The 16,392-nt window shown below is 61.2% G+C and carries 14 protein-coding genes; 8 read left to right on the top strand and 6 right to left on the bottom strand.

Annotated elements, in window-relative coordinates:
• Positions 1-133 precede the first annotated feature (133 nt).
• A complete protein-coding gene (locus ACW4DH_RS02380; protein WP_459634740.1) occupies positions 134-1,294 on the bottom strand; it encodes an MFS transporter in 1,161 nt (386 codons plus the stop codon).
• 132 nt (positions 1,295-1,426) lie between these two features.
• A complete protein-coding gene (gene ggt / locus ACW4DH_RS02375) occupies positions 1,427-3,157 on the bottom strand; it encodes a gamma-glutamyltransferase (protein ID WP_459634739.1) in 1,731 nt (576 codons plus the stop codon).
• Between the two features lie 189 nt (positions 3,158-3,346).
• Between ggt and rpe the strand changes: the two genes are divergently transcribed.
• Positions 3,347-4,039 carry a ribulose-phosphate 3-epimerase gene (rpe, locus tag ACW4DH_RS02370; RefSeq protein ID WP_459634738.1) on the top strand — a complete coding sequence of 231 codons (693 nt, stop codon included), beginning with the start codon at positions 3,347-3,349 and terminating at the stop codon, positions 4,037-4,039.
• Entirely contained in the window at positions 4,036-4,353 is a 318-nt protein-coding gene (locus ACW4DH_RS02365) for a GIY-YIG nuclease family protein (protein WP_459634737.1), read from the top strand. Before rpe ends, ACW4DH_RS02365 begins: the two co-directional genes overlap by 4 nt.
• A 69-nt stretch (positions 4,354-4,422) precedes the next feature.
• On the opposite strand, the gene ACW4DH_RS02360 is transcribed toward ACW4DH_RS02365, so the two are convergent.
• Both ACW4DH_RS02360 and ACW4DH_RS02355 read right to left on the bottom strand, forming a co-directional pair.
• Positions 4,423-6,072, bottom strand: coding sequence for a dihydroxyacetone kinase subunit DhaK (locus ACW4DH_RS02360; RefSeq protein WP_459634736.1), 1,650 nt, complete (start codon positions 6,070-6,072; stop codon positions 4,423-4,425).
• Between the two features lie 50 nt (positions 6,073-6,122).
• A complete protein-coding gene (locus tag ACW4DH_RS02355; RefSeq protein WP_459634735.1) occupies positions 6,123-7,421 on the bottom strand; it encodes an NAD(P)/FAD-dependent oxidoreductase in 1,299 nt (432 codons plus the stop codon).
• Positions 7,422-7,647: 226 nt separating this feature from the next.
• Between ACW4DH_RS02355 and ACW4DH_RS02350 the strand changes: the two genes are divergently transcribed.
• The 6 genes from ACW4DH_RS02350 to ACW4DH_RS02325 all read left to right on the top strand — a co-directional run bounded on the left by ACW4DH_RS02350 (position 7,648) and on the right by ACW4DH_RS02325 (position 14,539).
• Positions 7,648-8,313, top strand: coding sequence for a phosphoglycolate phosphatase (locus tag ACW4DH_RS02350; protein ID WP_459634734.1), 666 nt, complete (start codon positions 7,648-7,650; stop codon positions 8,311-8,313).
• Between the two features lie 172 nt (positions 8,314-8,485).
• A complete protein-coding gene (gene trpE / locus ACW4DH_RS02345) occupies positions 8,486-9,973 on the top strand; it encodes an anthranilate synthase component I (protein ID WP_459634932.1) in 1,488 nt (495 codons plus the stop codon).
• Positions 9,974-10,210: 237 nt separating this feature from the next.
• Positions 10,211-10,486 (top strand): hypothetical protein, encoded by a 276-nt coding sequence (locus ACW4DH_RS02340; RefSeq protein ID WP_459634733.1) that lies wholly within the window; start codon positions 10,211-10,213, stop codon positions 10,484-10,486.
• A gap of 254 nt (positions 10,487-10,740) precedes the next feature.
• Positions 10,741-12,117 carry an O-antigen ligase family protein gene (locus tag ACW4DH_RS02335; protein WP_459634732.1) on the top strand — a complete coding sequence of 459 codons (1,377 nt, stop codon included), beginning with the start codon at positions 10,741-10,743 and terminating at the stop codon, positions 12,115-12,117.
• A complete protein-coding gene (locus ACW4DH_RS02330; protein WP_459634731.1) occupies positions 12,118-13,317 on the top strand; it encodes a glycosyltransferase in 1,200 nt (399 codons plus the stop codon).
• Complete coding sequence (locus ACW4DH_RS02325; RefSeq protein ID WP_459634730.1) at positions 13,310-14,539, top strand: glycosyltransferase family 4 protein; 1,230 nt, start codon at positions 13,310-13,312, stop codon at positions 14,537-14,539. The genes ACW4DH_RS02330 and ACW4DH_RS02325 overlap by 8 nt, the downstream gene beginning before the upstream one ends.
• Here ACW4DH_RS02325 and ACW4DH_RS02320 read toward each other — a convergent pair.
• Both ACW4DH_RS02320 and ACW4DH_RS02315 read right to left on the bottom strand, forming a co-directional pair.
• On the bottom strand, positions 14,536-15,108 hold the full coding sequence (locus tag ACW4DH_RS02320; RefSeq protein WP_459634729.1) for a YrbL family protein: 573 nt from the start codon (positions 15,106-15,108) through the stop codon (positions 14,536-14,538). The two genes, ACW4DH_RS02325 and ACW4DH_RS02320, sit on opposite strands and share 4 nt — an antisense overlap.
• Positions 15,105-16,256: a glycosyltransferase family 4 protein gene (locus ACW4DH_RS02315; RefSeq protein ID WP_459634728.1), complete on the bottom strand. Its 1,152-nt coding sequence runs from the start codon at positions 16,254-16,256 to the stop codon at positions 15,105-15,107. The genes ACW4DH_RS02320 and ACW4DH_RS02315 overlap by 4 nt, the downstream gene beginning before the upstream one ends.
• Positions 16,257-16,392 lie beyond the last annotated feature (136 nt).

Here is a 16,392-nt window from a genome sequence, read left to right as displayed (position 1 = left end):
AAAGAATAGAAGAATGCGGATAAGGCTAATTACTGCGCAAAGGAATTACAATCCCATTTCTTATTCTTAATTTGAATATAAGAGTGGCCGCTTTCCATATTGCTGTCTTCCCGGCGTTTCTCTGCCGGACATTTCAGGGGGAAGAGGAGGAGCTCGTCACGGGGTGACGCAGGGCCCAGAGCCCCAGCAACGGGCCGGGCAATAATGCCCAGGCGAGTTGAGGGCCCAAGCTTGGCCACCAAGGCAACAGCAGTGCCAGGGACGCCGCGGTGATGGCGTAGCCGATCGCATTCTGCAACGTCAGGGCGCTGCCTACCAGAGAGGGTGGACAGGCCATGGCGGAGAGCGCGGAAAAGTGCGGCGAGTCGATCACCGCCAGTAGGCTCCACAGGGCGAGGACGCCAATGACCAGAAGTGCCGGGCCGCTGGCTAGCCAAGGATAGAGCAGGCAGCAAATGGCGGATCCCGTCAGGCCACACTGCGCGACGCGTCGGCTACCCAGGCGCAGGCTGAGCCATCCGCCCAGCCAGCAGGCAGGCCCGCCAACAGCGATCAGCGCAAAGGCCCCGAGAGCCGACGCCTGGATCGAGAGCTGCGGCAGCCGATATAGCAGCAGTAGCGGAATCAGCGTCCAGAGCGTATACAACTCCCACATGTGACCGAAGTACGCCCCTGCCGCGCGACGGAACCCGGCAATACGGAAGGCACCAAGCCCCGCCAGGCGGGAAGTATTGCCCAGGCCCGCCTTGCGTAAGCCGGGGGCTTCGCCGAGACGCCAGATCAGCGCCCCCCCCAGCAGCGCCAGTAACGAGGCGCCCGCCACGCTCAGGCGCCAGTCCCAGTCCAGTGACAAACCCGCCAGGGCATGCGGCATGGCGGTGCCGATGACCAGCATGCCCACCAGCCAGGCTAGCCCCAGCCCGGTGCGCCCCGGTGCCCAGCCGACCATCAGCTTCATGCCGATCGGATAGATGCCGGCCAATGCCATTCCGGTGATCAGACGCAGGCCCATGGCCGGCCACAGTCCGCCGGCCCAGGGCAGGGCGACGTTGCTCAGGGCGCCGAGCAGACAGCTGACGGCAAAGATACGGCTGGCATCGTGCCGATCCGCCAGGCCGCTCAGCCCTATTCCCAGAGTGCCGCAGAGAAAACCGATCTGCACGGCACCGGTCAACCAGCCCAGGTCTGCCGGGGCCAGTTGCCAAAGTGACGCCAAATCAGCCATTACCGCATTGGGAGTGAACCACAAGGCGGTACCGAGCAGCTCGGCAACAGCGATAACCACAATCGGCATGAGAGGTATCCGGCAGGGGAAATCTTGGTTGTGCCATGTCGCGGATGGAGTGTCGATGACACCAAGGTCGTGAGCCGGATAAGAAAATCCCCGGGACCCTGAAAACATCCAGGCCCCGGGGAAGCGGCGAGTTTACAATCCGAGCGCGGAGGAGGTGGCGCGGCGCGGGTCTCCGCCACCATAGAACATGCCATCACGGATCATGATCGACTGCGCGGCGCCCATGGCATCCTGGCGGCTGACGTTGTGACCCATGGCCTCGAGCAGGCCCACGGTATCGGGGCTGATGCCCTGCTCCACACGGATTTCGTCGGGTAGCCACTGATGATGAATGCGCGGCACGCTGACCGCCGTCTGGATATTCATGTCGTGATCGATGGCGTTCATCACTACCTGCAAGGTGGTGGTGATGATGCGCGAGCCGCCCGGGCTCCCGGTGACCAGGAAGTTCTTGCCGTTCTGCTTGACGATGGTCGGGGTCATGGAGGAGAGCATGCGCTTTCCGGGTTCGATCTTGTTGGCGTCACCGCCGATCAGCCCGTAGGCATTGGGCACGCCCGGCTTGGCCGAGAAATCGTCCATCTCGTTATTGAGCAGGAAGCCCGCGCCGTCGACGACAATACCCGAGCCATAACTGAAGTTGATGGTATAGGTATTGGATACCGCCAGGCCATTGTCATCGGCGACGGAATAATGTGTGGTTTCGTTGGACTCATAGGGTAACGGGTTATCGGGAGCGATCTCGGCGCTGGGCGTGGCCTGGCCGAGGTCGATCTGTGCACGTAGCTCATCGGCGTAGGCTTTGGACGTGAGGCCCTGTAGGGGAACGTCGACAAAATCGCTGTCACCCAGATATTGCGAGCGGTCGGCGTAGGCGCGTTTCATGGCCTCGGCCATGACGTGGATAGTGCGCGCCGAGTTGAAGCCCATCGCGGAAATGTCATAACCCTCAAGGATGTTGAGGATCTGCACGATATGTACGCCGCCGGAGGAAGGCGGGCTCATGGCGTAGACGTCGTAGCCGCGATAGTTGCCATGGCTGGGCTCACGTATCGTCGGCTGATAGTTGGCCAGGTCCTCGCGGGTCATGAGCCCCCCGTGGCGTTGCATTTCCGCGGCGATCAGCTTTGCCGTCTCGCCTTCGTAGAATTCGCGCGGGCCGTGTTCGGCGATGCGTCTGAGCGTCGCGGCCAGATCCGGTTGACGAAAGACATCGCCGACGGCATAGGTGCTGCCGTCTTGCTTGAAGAATACGTTGCGCGTCGAGTCCCACCTGGCCAGGCGCTCATGCGCCGCACGGAGTCCCTCGGCAAAGCGCGGCGGTACGATGAAGCCCTCCTCGGCGAGACGAATCGCCGGTGCCAGTGCCTCGGACAGCGTCAGAGTGCCGTATTTCTCCAGGGCCAGTGCCAGGCCGGCCACCGTGCCCGGCACGCCGGAGGCGTTATGCGTATAGCGTGACAGCTCGGAGACCGCATTGCCCTGTTCGTCCTGAAACATGGTTTCGTAGGCGCCTGCGGGGGCCTTCTCGCGATAATCGATGGCGATGACCTTGTCGCTCTTTTCATCGGAAATCAGCATGAACCCGCCGCCGCCGATATTGCCCGAACGCGGCTGCACCACGGCCAGCACGAAGCCGGCCACCACCGCACCATCCACCGCATTGCCGCCCTGGGCCATGACGTCGCGAGCGATCTGGCTGGCCAGGTAGTGGCTGGTCACCACCATGCCATGCTGTCCCTCTTCGGGGTGGAAGCGTTCACCTTCGAGAATCGCCTGCTGGGCGAACGCCGGAATGGAAAAGGTGCTGAAGATGACTATCGCGGCGAAAAAGCGTTGCCAGCCTGGAAACCCGATACGCATGGTCTTTCCTCGTTGTGTGCCTTGTGCCTCGATGGAGTATAGCCGCTTCGACAGGCTTGCCTGGTTTGAGTGAGGGCGCTTCATGCCCCACGGCAAGTGTGGCGACGGATGGCGTCATGCAGTCGGCGTCGCGTTCCTTTAGAATGCCCCTCTGCGTTATCTCTTGGCCCCCGATTTGCGGAACACACCATGCCCGATTTCAAGATCGCCCCTTCGATACTCTCCGCCGACTTCGCTCGCCTGGGGCAGGAAGTCGACCACGTCCTCGCCGCCGGCGCGGACATCGTTCACTTCGATGTGATGGACAATCATTACGTCCCCAACCTGACCATCGGGCCGATGGTCTGCGAGGCGCTGCGCAAGTACGGCATCACGGCGCCGATCGACGCGCACCTGATGGTCAAGCCGGTGGATCGGCTGATCGGCGATTTCCTCGATGCCGGCGCGACCTACGTCACCTTCCATCCGGAAGCGTCCGAGCATATCGACCGTTCGCTGCAACTGATCCGCGATGGGGGCGGCAAGTCCGGTCTGGTGTTCAATCCGGCCACACCGCTGTCGTATCTCGACTACGTCATGGACAAGGTCGACATGATTCTGCTGATGAGTGTCAATCCCGGGTTTGGCGGACAGTCGTTCATTCCCGCCACGCTCGACAAGCTGCGCGAAGTGCGGGCGCGTATCGATGCCAGCGGCCGTGAGATTCGCCTGGAAGTCGATGGGGGCGTGAAGGTCGACAATATCGCCGAAATCGCCCGGGCGGGGGCCGACACTTTCGTGGCCGGGTCGGCCATCTTCAAGGCGCGCCGGGAAGAGGACCCGCATCACTACGACAGCATCATCCAGGCGCTACGCGACGAACTGGGCAAGGCAGCGTCGTGAGCGAGGCCTCCCGGGAGCCGGCGGAGGGCGTGACGGCCGAGGAGGCGCGGGCACCGCAAGCCGTGTGGTATCTGTATATGATCAAGACCGCGGCAGGCGCGCTGTATACCGGCATCACGACCGATGTCGAGCGTCGCTTTCGAGAGCACTGCAATGGAAAACGCGGCGCACGGGCCTTGCGCGGTAAAGGCCCGTTGACGTTGCGGCACTGGCAGCCAGTGGGGAGTCGCAGTGATGCGCTGCGCCTGGAGGCCTATATCAAGACGCTGGACCCGGCGGCCAAACGAGCCTGGATCGTCGAGCAGCAACGCTGAACGGCTTGCGTCCAATGCCCCGCCTTGGAGGTGGGGCATCGTCATTTGCGAGGCCGTGTTTTGCGTGCCTTATAGCGCCTCTGCCAGTGTGGCAAAGACACGAGCCACGGCTTCTGCGCCGGGATCGACGACCCCTTTGAGTGCGCTTTCCGGCACGTAAGCGGAGCGGCCCGCCTGGGCGTGGCCCATCGCTGCCGTACGATCAGCACCCCGGCGGGCTGCTGTTGCGGCTTCCTGCAGGGATTGCCCCGTCTGTAATGCCTCAAGGGCGGGAATCAGCGCATCCAGCATGGTGCGATCGCCGAGGCGGGCGCCTCCATAGGTTTGCATGCGCGCCACGCCTTTCTGCAAGGCATCGACGAGCGAGTGTTGCGCCGTTTCAGCGGCGGCGGCAGTGAATAGAATGGAGAGCAGTACGCCGCTCGAGCCTCCCATGCCCAGAGAGAGGCACTGGCCAATACCGGCAAAAAGCTTGTCCGGCTGTGCCGTGTTCAACTGACCTGCGTCGAGGGCGCGCTGAATGGCGTTGGCTCCCTCCACCATGCTGCTGCCCGCATCGCCATCACCGCTCTTGGCATCCAGCGCATCCAGGGGCTGTTGTGCCTGGTGCAGTGTCGCAATGATCTGATGCAGCGCCTGCGTGACGGACGCGTCCTGCGGTGCGTTGTCTTGCAGGCCGGCGTCCGCGTTGGTCAGAGCCGGCGTAAACGTTTCGGGTGTGCGTACGCGGGAGAGGCCGGGCCATGCAGGAGCTTCGGTTGAGGCGCAGAGAGCTTCCAGCAGTGCATCGTCCGAGGCCAGTAGAGTGATGGAGAAGCCGTGCATGTCCAGCGAGGTCATCAGCGGAGCCGGGCCGATCAGGTGGCTCAAGCGCTGCATGCCCAGTTGGGTGATCAGATCGTGGGCGAGCACCCCCATCTCCTGAGTGGAGCAGCTACCTAGATTGTTGAGAAGGGCTATCCAGCGCTGCTGATGTCCCGCTGCTTCCAAGTGGGCCATCAATGGGGTTAGCACCATTTCCATTGCGGCCTGGGCGCTCTGGGGATCCACCTGCCGGGTGCCGGATTCGTTATGGATTCCCAGGCCGAGTTCCGGGCCCGATTCACTGGCCGGCTGGCCCGGTAGCGCCGCGTGTGCCAATGCCATGCCGAGGGACGCCATACGCTCACATAGCCGGTTGGCTTGCGCATGGACTTCTTCTAGCGAGGCTTGCTGCTGAGCGTAATGGCCCGCCACCTTGTGGACCAGTACGGTTCCGGCAATGCCCCGGGGTTGCGGCGAGCCGGGGAGGGCAATGTCATCGCCGACGATGATCATGGCAACGCTTAGCCCTTCGCGCCGGGCCTGCTCCGCGGCAAGGCCGAAGTTGAGGCGGTCTCCCGTATAGTTCTTGACGACGAGCAGGCAGCCCGCGCTGCCACAGGTTTCCCGTATCGCGGCTAGAACCGCGTCAACGCTGGGAGAGGCAAACAGGCTTCCCGAGACGACACCGGTCAACATGCCGTGGCCGATGAATCCGGCGTGGGAGGGTTCGTGCCCGGCGCCACCCCCGGAGAGCACCGCGACCTGTTGTTGACCTTGGCGGTCACGCGACCAATCGGCGCGGATCAGGATTCTGACCCCGCTCTCGGGCGTCGCGATACGTAAAGGCGCCACGTGGCTGGCGGCGAAGAGTACGTCATCGACCACGTGGGCGGATTGATTGAAGAAGTGCTGCATGGCGGACTCCATGACCGGAAAGTGTTCCGATCATGGTCGCCACCCTTGGGTTAATGCAACTTCATCCGTGGGCGTAGATAACGGTTCAGGCCATCGACGACTACGGTCATGCCGGTCTTGACCGCACCGTGAATGGCGAACTGGTGCATGCGATACAGCGAGGCATAGAAGAACTTCGCCAGGCGGCCCTCGATGAACAGACTGCGCGCCGAGGCGCCGCGCATCAGGCTGCCCACGGCTTCGAAGTGGGCCAGCGAGATCAGCGAGCCGCGATCGTGAAAGACGAAATCCTGCAATGGCTTGGCGCCCAGCGCCGCCTGAAGGTTGCGATACAGATGATTGGCCTGCTGATGAGCCGCCTGGGCGCGGGGGGGAACACGCTTGTCGCCCGGCTGGGGACAGGAGGCGCAGTCGCCCATGGCGAAGATGCGCTCGTCGTCGATGCTCTGCAGGGTCGGATGGACCTTGACTTGGTGGTTGCGCTCGGTGGACAGCCCCAGTTCCGACAGGAACGATGGCGCGCGAATCCCCGCCGCCCATACGCTGAGGTCGGTCTCGATATGCGTGCCGTCGGCGGTCATGAAGCCGCTTTCTTCGGCACAGTTGACCCGAGTGTCGGTGTGAATCTTGACTCCAAGCCGCTCCAGCTCAGTATGCACGGCATTGCCGATGCGTTCCGGCAGTGCCGGAAGAATACGCGGTGCCGCCTCGATCAGATGAACTTCCAGCTGGCCGCTGTCGAGTGCGGTGAAGCCATAGCTGTGTAGCATCTTGGAGGCGCCGAACAGTTCGGCGGCCAATTCCACACCGGTCGCCCCGGCGCCTACGATACCCACCGCGAGCTTGGGATGCACACGGCGTTCCGGGTCGCTGTAGCGCAGGAAGGTATTGAGCATGTCATGATGAAATACCTCGGCCTGCTGCGGGCTGTCGAGAAAATGACAATGCTTGGCGACGCCGGGCGTGCCGAAATCGTTGGAGACACTGCCCAGTGCCAGCACCAGATAATCGTATTCCAGGGTGCGGGCGGGCAGGATAACGGTGTCGTCGTGATCGATGATCGGTGCCAGGGTGATGGTGCGGGCCTCGCGGTCCAGATTGCTCAATACGCCGCGCTGGAAACGATAGCCGTGGGCCTTGGAGTGCCCCTGGTAGGACACTTCGTCGAGGCCGGAGTCGAGAACGCCGGTGGCGACTTCGTGGAGCAGGGGTTTCCAGATATGGGTAGGGTTGCGATCGACCAGCAAAATATCGGCCTGCTTGCGCTTGCCGAGCTTGCGACCCAGCCGGGTGACCAGCTCAAGCCCGCCAGCGCCGCCGCCGACCACCACGATGCGTGGGGTGGACATGCATGACTCCTGATAATATTGAAAAGAATAAACGTAACTCGCCAGGGTCAGGCAGACGTTTCCTTGGCTCTCGTTCGGCCGCAGTCGTGACGCCTGGAGTCGGCGATAATGGGACATAGGATAACGCCGCTAACATCGAAAAAACACGGCGCTACACGCAATGGCGTAAGGATCTTGTAAAATTACATTCGTTATTCATCCGATCAGCTCGCTACGGGAGATCCATATGCATTCCATCCTCGACGGCATTCGCCTGGTGACGTTCGACCTCGACGGAACCCTGGTCGACTCCGTGCCGGATTTGACGGTGGCCGTCGATGCCTCGCTGGCCGACCTTGGGTTGCCAATGGCGGGGGAGGCGGCGGTACGCGATTGGGTAGGCAACGGCTCGCGCAAGCTGGTCGAGCGGGCCTTGCGTCACCGTCTCGGCGACACGCCCGACAACGATCGGCTGGATGCCGCACACGAGCGGTTTCTTTATCATTACCATCAGGCGCCGAGCAGGCTGTCGACCTTGTATCCCGGGGTTCGCGAGGGGCTGGAAGCGCTGAGTCACCAAGGGGTCGTTCTGGCTTTGGTCACCAACAAGCCCCAGGCCTTCATCGCGCCGATACTGGCAAGCTTCTCCCTGGCCCGGTATTTCTCGCTGACGCTGGGCGGTGACGCACTGGCGCAAAAGAAGCCCGATCCTGCGCCGCTGCTGCACGTCGCGGCACACTTTGATATTGCGCCACGGGCCTGTCTGATGGTGGGCGATTCGCGACATGACGTGGAGGCCGGCAAGCGAGCCGGCTTTCGCACCCTTGCGCTGCCTTATGGCTATAATCATGGCGAGCCGGTGGCTGCGAGCCATCCCGATGCGATAGTTGAATCGCTGCAAGAACTGTTTTAGGGTTGCCGGCTGGTACCCGAACTCTCACGGAAGGCGTTCATGACGTTGGATTCCCGGATCTCTCAGAGGGCTTGCGCTCTGATGCGTGAAGTGAAGCGTTGGCGATGGTGACGCTGTCCATTGCCGCCGTACGTTGATCTGACCGAACCTAACCGAGGAACCCCGGGCCATGATGACCCCTGAGCGCTTTGCCGAGCTGGCCGATGCCGGCTATAACCGAATCCCGGTCACCCGTGAGGTGCTGGCCGATCTCGATACCCCCCTGTCCACTTATCTCAAATTGGCCGACGCGCCTTGGACCTTTTTGCTCGAGTCCGTGCAGGGCGGCGAGAAGTGGGGGCGCTATTCGATCATCGGGCTGCCTTGCCGTGAACGCATCGAAGTACGCGGCCAGGTGATACGGCATATTTTGCGCGGCGAGCAGATCGGTGTCACCGAGGTCGAAGATCCTCTAAAGTGGATCGAACAGTTCCAGGCCCGTTTCAAGGTTCCGTCGCTAGACGGTCAGCCACGCTTCGACGGCGGCCTGGTCGGTTATTTCGGTTACGACACCATCCGCTATATCGAGCCCCGCCTGAGCGGCGTGGAGAAGCCCGATCCCATCGGCGTGCCCGACATCCTGCTGATGGTTTGTGATGAGCTGGTGGTGTTCGATAACCTGTCCGGGCGCTTAACCTTGTGGACGCATGCCGATCCGGATCTGCCCGACGCCTATGTGCATGCATTGGCGCGTCTCGAGGGATTGGAAGGCCAACTGCGCGGTGCCAACCTCAATACCCGCAGTCACGGGACCGGGCGTAGTGCAGTGGAGGAGGGCCACTTCACCTCGGGCTTCACCGAAGAAGGCTTCAAGGCCGCGGTCGAGCGCATCAAGGAATATGTGCTGGCCGGTGACGTCATGCAATGCGTGCCCTCGCAGCGCATGTCGATTCCCTACCAGGCGCCGCCGCTGGACCTGTATCGCGCCCTGCGTAGCCTCAACCCGTCGCCCTACATGTTCTTCTTCAATCTCGACGATCATCATGTGGTGGGGTCGTCGCCGGAGATTCTGACCCGGTTGGAGAATGGCGAGGTCACGGTGCGCCCCATCGCCGGGACCCGCAAGCGCGGCCACAACGAGGCAGAGGATCAGGCGCTTGAAGCCGACCTGCTGGCGGACCCCAAGGAGATTGCCGAGCACCTGATGCTCATCGACCTGGGGCGCAACGATGTGGGGCGTATCAGTCAGACCGGCACGGTCAAGGTAACCGATCAGATGGTGGTGGAGCGTTACTCCCACGTCATGCATATCGTTTCCAACGTCACCGGGCGTCTCAAGCCGGGGCTGTCGGCGATGGACGTGCTGCGTGCCACCTTCCCGGCGGGTACCGTTTCCGGCGCTCCCAAGATACGGGCACTGGAGATCATCGACGAGCTCGAACCGGTCAAGCGGGGTGTCTATTCCGGGGCGGTGGGCTATCTCTCCTGGCACGGTAACCTGGATACCGCGATCGCCATTCGCACTGCGGTGATCAAGGATGGCCAACTGCATATCCAGGCGGGCGCGGGAATCGTCGCCGACTCGGTGCCCGAGCTCGAATGGCAGGAAACCCTCAACAAGGGCCGTGCCCTGTTCCGCGCCGTAGCCATGGCCGAACACGGCCTGGATAACCTGACGTAAGCCGACGCGGGCCTGCGAGCCCGCTGTCCACTTTTTAGCCTGTCTCCTCCTGACTCGCATAATGCATAGACTTTCCATTGCGGTGGCTGTCCCAGCGCTAGCCGAGCCTGTTTTGCTTTTCAACGCCTGAAATGACCCTCGCTGATCTCGCTGAAGCCTGGCCTCTCTGCGGTTGCGATCAAGTGGGTGATTGCTAGGCTCTAGGCGTAAGCACTCGAGATACAAGGAGGATCGTACATGGATATTACGATTCACAATGCTGGAATGGGTGAGGATACCTTTCGTGCGCTGACTACCGGTGAAACCGGCACGGCGCTGAGAAAGGCTGGCAACGATTATATTGGCGGCAAGGACCTCACCGAAAACGACTTGCGCGCGATGCAGGAAAACGACCCTTCGGCGTTCGATCATCTGGAAGCCGACATGACGACCCATGCGCGTAACGTCTGTGGTCTGGACAAGGAAACGGGCATTGCCTTGAAGCTCAACCTGGGAACCGCCAGACGGCCATGAATGTCATCGGTTTCGACTTAGTTGCCGAGCCTGCGCATTATGTGATTCTCGTGTAGCTGTCTCGTTAGCCCGTCGCTGGTCGGCGGGCTATTTTCGTGCGCGTCTTGCATCTCCGGCGTGTCCGAAAGAAAGCGATGTGCAGTGCTTGATGGCTGTCTCATTCCCGTTTCGAACGCCGGCAAGAAACGCTTTAGCTGGGGTTCGGCCTTCTGCTAAGGTAGCGCTCCTTTACGGGAAGGATTCGAGAAACGCGGATGAAGCTGGGTGACTTTAACCCATGGCGGCCGGCGGTCGCATGGCATTGCCCGCAAGTGTTGTGGGCGGTGGGCGTGTTCTGCACGGTACTGTATGCCCTCGGCCGGGTGATGTGGCCCCCGTTGGGGAGTCCCGCGGAAACGATTATGGCCGTGTTGGGCCTGGCCGCCTTGCTGATCTGGGGGCGTGGTCTACGCGGGAGTGCGGCAATTTGGCTGCTGCTCGCGGCCATTGCGGTTCAGGCGCTGTCCTGGCTGCTGGGCTACTATCACCATCCTCAGTGGATTGCTGACAATCCGCAGATCGACCGCCTCGCCAAGTTGTTCATCTTCATTGCGTTAGCGTGGTGGCTGGGCGGCAGTACTCGCAATACGTTGTTGATCTGGGCGTTGGCATTGATGGCGTTTCTCGCAGCGCTGTTCGTTCAAGGCAATGGTCTCTCCGAATGGTGGCTGGGGCTGCAAGGGGTGCGTGTCGATTTCAATATCCGCAACGCCCAGCATACCTCGATGTTTTTCGGCTCGGGACTGCTGGGGCTGGTCGCTTTCTCGCATCGCTGCATTTATTACCAACGGCTCGTATTGTGGCGCTTAATCGTCTGGAGCGTGGTTGTCACGATCTGCCTGGCAGGGATCGTCATCACTCAGACCCGTGCCGTGTGGCTGGCCCTGGTGATCGCCTTGCCCGTGATGGGGGGGCTGTGGCTATGGGCATCCCGGCGTAGGCAAGATACGAAACTTACCCAAAGGAATTTACTGATGGGGACGGCGATACTTGTCGTCCTGGGGGTGGGGGTCGGTGATTTAGCCTACGATACGATCGAGGCGCGTCTCGAACAGGAGCGTGCGGTCATTGCGATGTTGGCGTCTGGCGATATTGCCGAGGTGCCCTATTCCAGTATCGGTATCCGTGTCCAGACCTGGCGGGCCGCCAGCGAGTGGATTGCCGAGCGTCCCCTCGTAGGCTGGGGGAGTGACGGACGCAGTCTGGCCATTGACCAGACGGCGTGGCTGCCCGAGGCAATCAAGCAGCAATACGGCCATTTGCACAACTATTTTCTCGAAGTCTGGGTGGCCTACGGGGCGCTGGGGCTTGCCGTGTTCACCGTCTTGGCCGTATGGGTCGGGCGTGCGACCTGGCTGGCATGGCGGGGCGGCGTCATGCCGGGCGACATGGCATTGTTCGGGGCTGCCTTCTTTGTCTACTGGGTGATCGTCAACCAGTTCGAGTCCTACAACTCCTTCTGGACAGGGGTCTATATGCACAACCTGGTTCTGGGTGGTTTGGTGACGCATTACTGGCGATGGCAACTGACCGCAGGCAGCGGAACCCCCGAACCCAGGCGAATGCAACATTGTGGAAGCGAGGAAAGCTGATTGCGTACCTTGGTCGTCGTCAGAAGCTTGAAAATGGGAGGGATGGAGCGGGTTGCCTGTCACTTGGCCGACGCCTTTGCAGAGGCGGGACATGAAAGCCATCTGATGGTGTATCGCAAGCGAAGCGATGGCTTGGCACCTGAAAATCCCAACGTCAAGATGCACGTTTTTGCCCTGCGCTGGTGGCAGCGCCTGACCGGAGTCGGCTTTCTTATAGAAATCGTGACGCGGCTGTTGCTTAATCCGCTGATACGTCGCTCGTATTTCGTCTGGACGGGCTTCTTGGGCGGCTACCTGTTTCGTTTGTGGCTATGGCGTTTCGAACAGCGTTACGGTCGTCTGGATCGGATCATTTTCCGCGGTGTGGGAACCTTCGAGCTGGTATGGAGCTATCGCGACGACCGAGCCCGATTCGTGCTGGAAAACAATCTGCCCTTGAAGGGCATGCCCTGGAAACAGAAGCTATTTTCCAAGTGCCTGTTTTCAAGCAAACATCTCGTCGCGGTCTCCCACGGTGTAGCGGAAACTGTCCGCGAAGGGCAGAAACGCTGGAAATTTCAGCCTGCCTCACTGGCGGTGATCGTCAATCCCTGCCCGGTAGGCCGCATCCGTCAGCATATGCTTGCAAACGAGCCTGATATGCCTGACGAGCCGTACATCGTCAACGTGGCACGCCTGGTGCCGCAGAAGGATCACGCCTTGCTATTGCGGGCCTACGCAAGGGTCAATCCTGCCGAACTGCTGGTGATCGTCGGGGATGGAGTGCAAAGGGCTTCACTGGAAGAACTGGCAACCTCTTTGGGAATTGCGCAAAAAGTGCGTTTCGTCGGGCATCGGGACAACCCCTATCCCTGGATGCGGCATGCTCGTCTCTTCGTGCTGAGTTCGCGTGTGGAGGGAATGGGCATCGTGCTGACTGAAGCCTTGGCATGCGGAACTCCCGTTGTTTCCGTTGATTGCCCTGGGGGCATTCGCGAGGTGCTCAAGGGAGAGCTGGAAGAGGCTATCGCGGCCCACGATGAGGCTTCACTGGCAGAGAAGATCCAGGCGAGCCTGAAAGGCCCGAAGCCCGTCGTGAATGACGCCTGGCTTCAGGATTTTCTGCCGTCCCGGGTCGCCGAGCGCTTTCTCGACATGACCGAGCCGTCGATGGCCACCGGCCGCGCGAGTCGCTCTGATCAAGGAGGTGGGGATGAGTGAAACCGCTGGCACTATCGTATCCGCCCTGCAGGGGCCGCGTATCGGTCACCTCGTAAGCCTGAGGAATCTGGGCGGAATCGAGCGTTACTTTACCCGCTTCTTTACGCATTACGCCGCGCAGTACGATCATCATGTACTGAAGCAGACCGATGCGTTGCATCCATTGCTCAGGCCCGCCTACGCAGGCCTCGAGGCGCACCGCCTGCATAGTCTCAAGGGGCCGCGGGGCATCAAGATTCCTCGGCCTTTCACGCAACTGCGAGGCGTGTATCAGCAACGCATGCTCCAGAATCTGGAGATCGAGGCGATCCTGGTATGGGGCAAGATCATGAACCATCCGTTGTTCTTCCCCGACACGATTCCTGTGGTGCATTTCGAGAGAGGAAGCGCCTGGCTCGCCGATGACCAACCCTCCTTGCGTCGATACTTGGCTCGTCTGGATGGCGTCTTGGGCAACTCGCATGCCGCATTGCGCATGCTGCAGCTTAAATGGGGACTGGATACACAACTTCCTTCGCGCGTATTGTACAACACCATTGAACTGCCGGAGCGTCAGGCGGCCCATTCGCCAGACCGCTTCCGCCTGGGTTTTGCCGGTCGTCTGGTGGCGCTCAAGGCGCCGATGGTGGCCTTGGAAGCGTTCGCCGAATTGAAGGTGCGTTGCCCCCATGCAGAGCTCTGGATTGCCGGCGAAGGGCCGCTGGAGTCGTTGCTGCGCGAGCAGGCCCGGCGCTGGGGGCTTGAGGCGAGCGTGCGCTTTTGCGGGCTGGTTGACGATATGGCGAGCTTCTACTGCGGTCTCGACGCCTTTATCTGCCCTTCCTGGCGTGAGCCCTTCGGCAACGTGGCGCAGGAAGCGCTGGCTCACGGCGTGCCGACATTGGTGGGATGCGTGGATGGCCTGGCCGAACAGGTGGTCCACGAGGAGAACGGTGCGGTGTTATTGCCTCGTCGCGCGCGTCACGAACTCGGCCGCTACGGTCGCGAATGCCTGCAGGGGCCGGACGAGGTCTACGCACCGGATCGGGACGCCATTGTCCAGGCGGGAATCCTCGAGCCTAGCGAAGTGGCACAAGTGCTGGCCGAGTGGGCCGAATCGCCCGAGTTGCGGCGCCGGATGGGACGGCAGGCGCGGACACGCATCGCCCGTGACTTCAATATCGCTCACTATGGGGCGGAACTGGTGGACTTCATGGACGACATCGCCCGGCGGGGACGCTAGGGGGCTGATCGTTGCCAGCGCGCCATGCGATGCATGAAATGCGCCCACTGCCGATCGACCTTCCTGCGCCCGAGCGGTGCTACGTGGGCGGCGAGCTTGATGAAGTCGCGATCGCCGACGCCATCGATGATGTAGAGGTTCGGCGTGCCCGGTTGGGCGATATCCGCGACGATGTTGCTGTCGCGCAGGTCGCTGATGAAGATCCGGTTGTCTCGCAGGTAGCGATGTAGTCGGTCCAGAGCGGGATGCAGTTCCTTGAGATCGAGACGCTTACTGGCCAGCAATTGTTTCAGGCTGGGCAGCGGCTGAGCGTGGCTGTCCTGGACTAGGTCGAACGCGAGGCCTGGGCCACGGTCGGTTTCGACCCAGCCGTGACAGCGCGGCAGATGGGACCAATCGACACGTCTACGTTCCAGCCGTTTGAAGTAGGCGTAATCCTTGGCGTTCTGCTGCTTGTCATTCTCATGGTTATGCGTGACCTTTATGCAAAGGCTGGAGTTTTGCGGATGACGATAGCATTCGCGCTCCGTTCCGCGACCGATCAGCTGACTCTTTTCCAAGTAAATCATATCGCTGTCTGCGATTCGGCGATCAGGCGACGAAACGAGCCCTTGAGCTTTTCGTATTGGCGCAGATGCGAGTACTCCGTTGCCAGAGCAGCGAGGCGCTGCCCGAGCCGCTCGCGATATTCGGCGTCCCGCAGCAGCGTCTCGAGACGTGTCGCCCAGACACCATTGTCGTCACCCAGTACCAGCTCGGGAAAGGCATCCCGAATCAGCTCGGCGGCGCCAACCCAGGCGGACAACATGACAGGCGTGCCGCAGGCCATGGCCTCGAGTGCGACCCGGCCGAATTCCTCGATATGGGCCGGGAGGACGAAAACGTCGAGTGCGCCATACAGACGCTCCACCTGGGGCTCGGTGGATCGCCAGATGAAACGCTGGCCCAGGCCCTGCGATTCCGCTTGACGCTGATAGGCAGAGGCGTCGTCCTTGCCGACGACGAGAAAACGGCAGCGCGCTGGAAGTTGTTTGTCCAGCCGAGCGGCAATATCGATGAATCCCGCCACGTTGCGCTTCTTGAAATTGCCTGAAGTGATCAGCCCGAGCAGGTACTCGTCTTCGGCAACGCCGAGCGAAGCGCGCGTGGCCTGCCGATCGCGACGCGCGCTGTCGGGATTGAACTGCTCGGGATCGTAACCGGGGTAGCTGATTTCGAGCTGGCGATCGTCAAGACCATAACGCGCCTTGAAGTCGTCGGCCATCATCTGCGAGTTGACCGCCACTCGCTTGAACTGACCGCGTGTCAAGACATGATCGTGAATGGCCGCGACTTCATGATTCGAGGGCAGTGCCTGGCCATGAATGCGCTGGCTGGCCAGGTGCACGCAGTTGTGCATGTATACGACATCGGGACTTTCGACGTCACCATGGCTGATCAGCAGGTCGGGAGGGTGGCGTTGACACCAGGACTTGACCCTTCGGTTGAACCAGAAGCGGCGAAAGGGACCCTTGAATGGCCAGCGTGGCAAGCGTACGAGCTGTGTGCCAAAACGTGCGGCAAGTTCCGGCTTGCCTCGCTCGGCAAGGATCACCGTACGATACCCCAGTTCTTGAAGGGCAGCTGCTTGCTCGAAAGCATTACGACTGGCGCCGGTGCTCTTTTCGACTTGGCGAATGGCGATGGCCGCCAGCGGTTGCTGATTCGATTTTTTCAAGGTCGGCTTAGGTTTTTTCGTTTGTATGTATTAAAGGTATCTCCATCCTCTAAGGCAAGGGGATGGGCACAGCATCATGCGTAGGGGATGTGATATCTTAAGATACTCTTAATAGCATTCATACCCTGTCCTCTGA

This window comes from Halomonas sp. WWR20, from assembly GCF_054602495.1.
Note: the sequence above shows the minus strand (reverse complement) of the source record. Positions and strands in the feature narration are given on the sequence as shown.

Bases quoted from the DNA above. Each gene is read 5' to 3' on its own strand.
- ACW4DH_RS02335 (WP_459634732.1), top strand. From the start codon at position 10,741: ATGAAGCTGGGTGACTTTAACCCATGGCGGCCGGCGGTCGCATGGCAT.
- ACW4DH_RS02325 (WP_459634730.1), top strand. From the start codon at position 13,310: ATGAGTGAAACCGCTGGCACTATCGTATCCGCCCTGCAGGGGCCGCGT.
- ACW4DH_RS02380 (WP_459634740.1), bottom strand. From the start codon at position 1,294: ATGCCGATTGTGGTTATCGCTGTTGCCGAGCTGCTCGGTACCGCCTTG.
- trpE (WP_459634932.1), top strand. From the start codon at position 8,486: ATGACCCCTGAGCGCTTTGCCGAGCTGGCCGATGCCGGCTATAACCGA.
- ACW4DH_RS02350 (WP_459634734.1), top strand. From the start codon at position 7,648: ATGCATTCCATCCTCGACGGCATTCGCCTGGTGACGTTCGACCTCGAC.
- ACW4DH_RS02360 (WP_459634736.1), bottom strand. From the start codon at position 6,072: ATGCAGCACTTCTTCAATCAATCCGCCCACGTGGTCGATGACGTACTC.
- ACW4DH_RS02355 (WP_459634735.1), bottom strand. From the start codon at position 7,421: ATGTCCACCCCACGCATCGTGGTGGTCGGCGGCGGCGCTGGCGGGCTT.
- ACW4DH_RS02320 (WP_459634729.1), bottom strand. From the start codon at position 15,108: ATGATTTACTTGGAAAAGAGTCAGCTGATCGGTCGCGGAACGGAGCGC.
- ACW4DH_RS02340 (WP_459634733.1), top strand. From the start codon at position 10,211: ATGGATATTACGATTCACAATGCTGGAATGGGTGAGGATACCTTTCGT.
- ggt (WP_459634739.1), bottom strand. From the start codon at position 3,157: ATGCGTATCGGGTTTCCAGGCTGGCAACGCTTTTTCGCCGCGATAGTC.
- rpe (WP_459634738.1), top strand. From the start codon at position 3,347: ATGCCCGATTTCAAGATCGCCCCTTCGATACTCTCCGCCGACTTCGCT.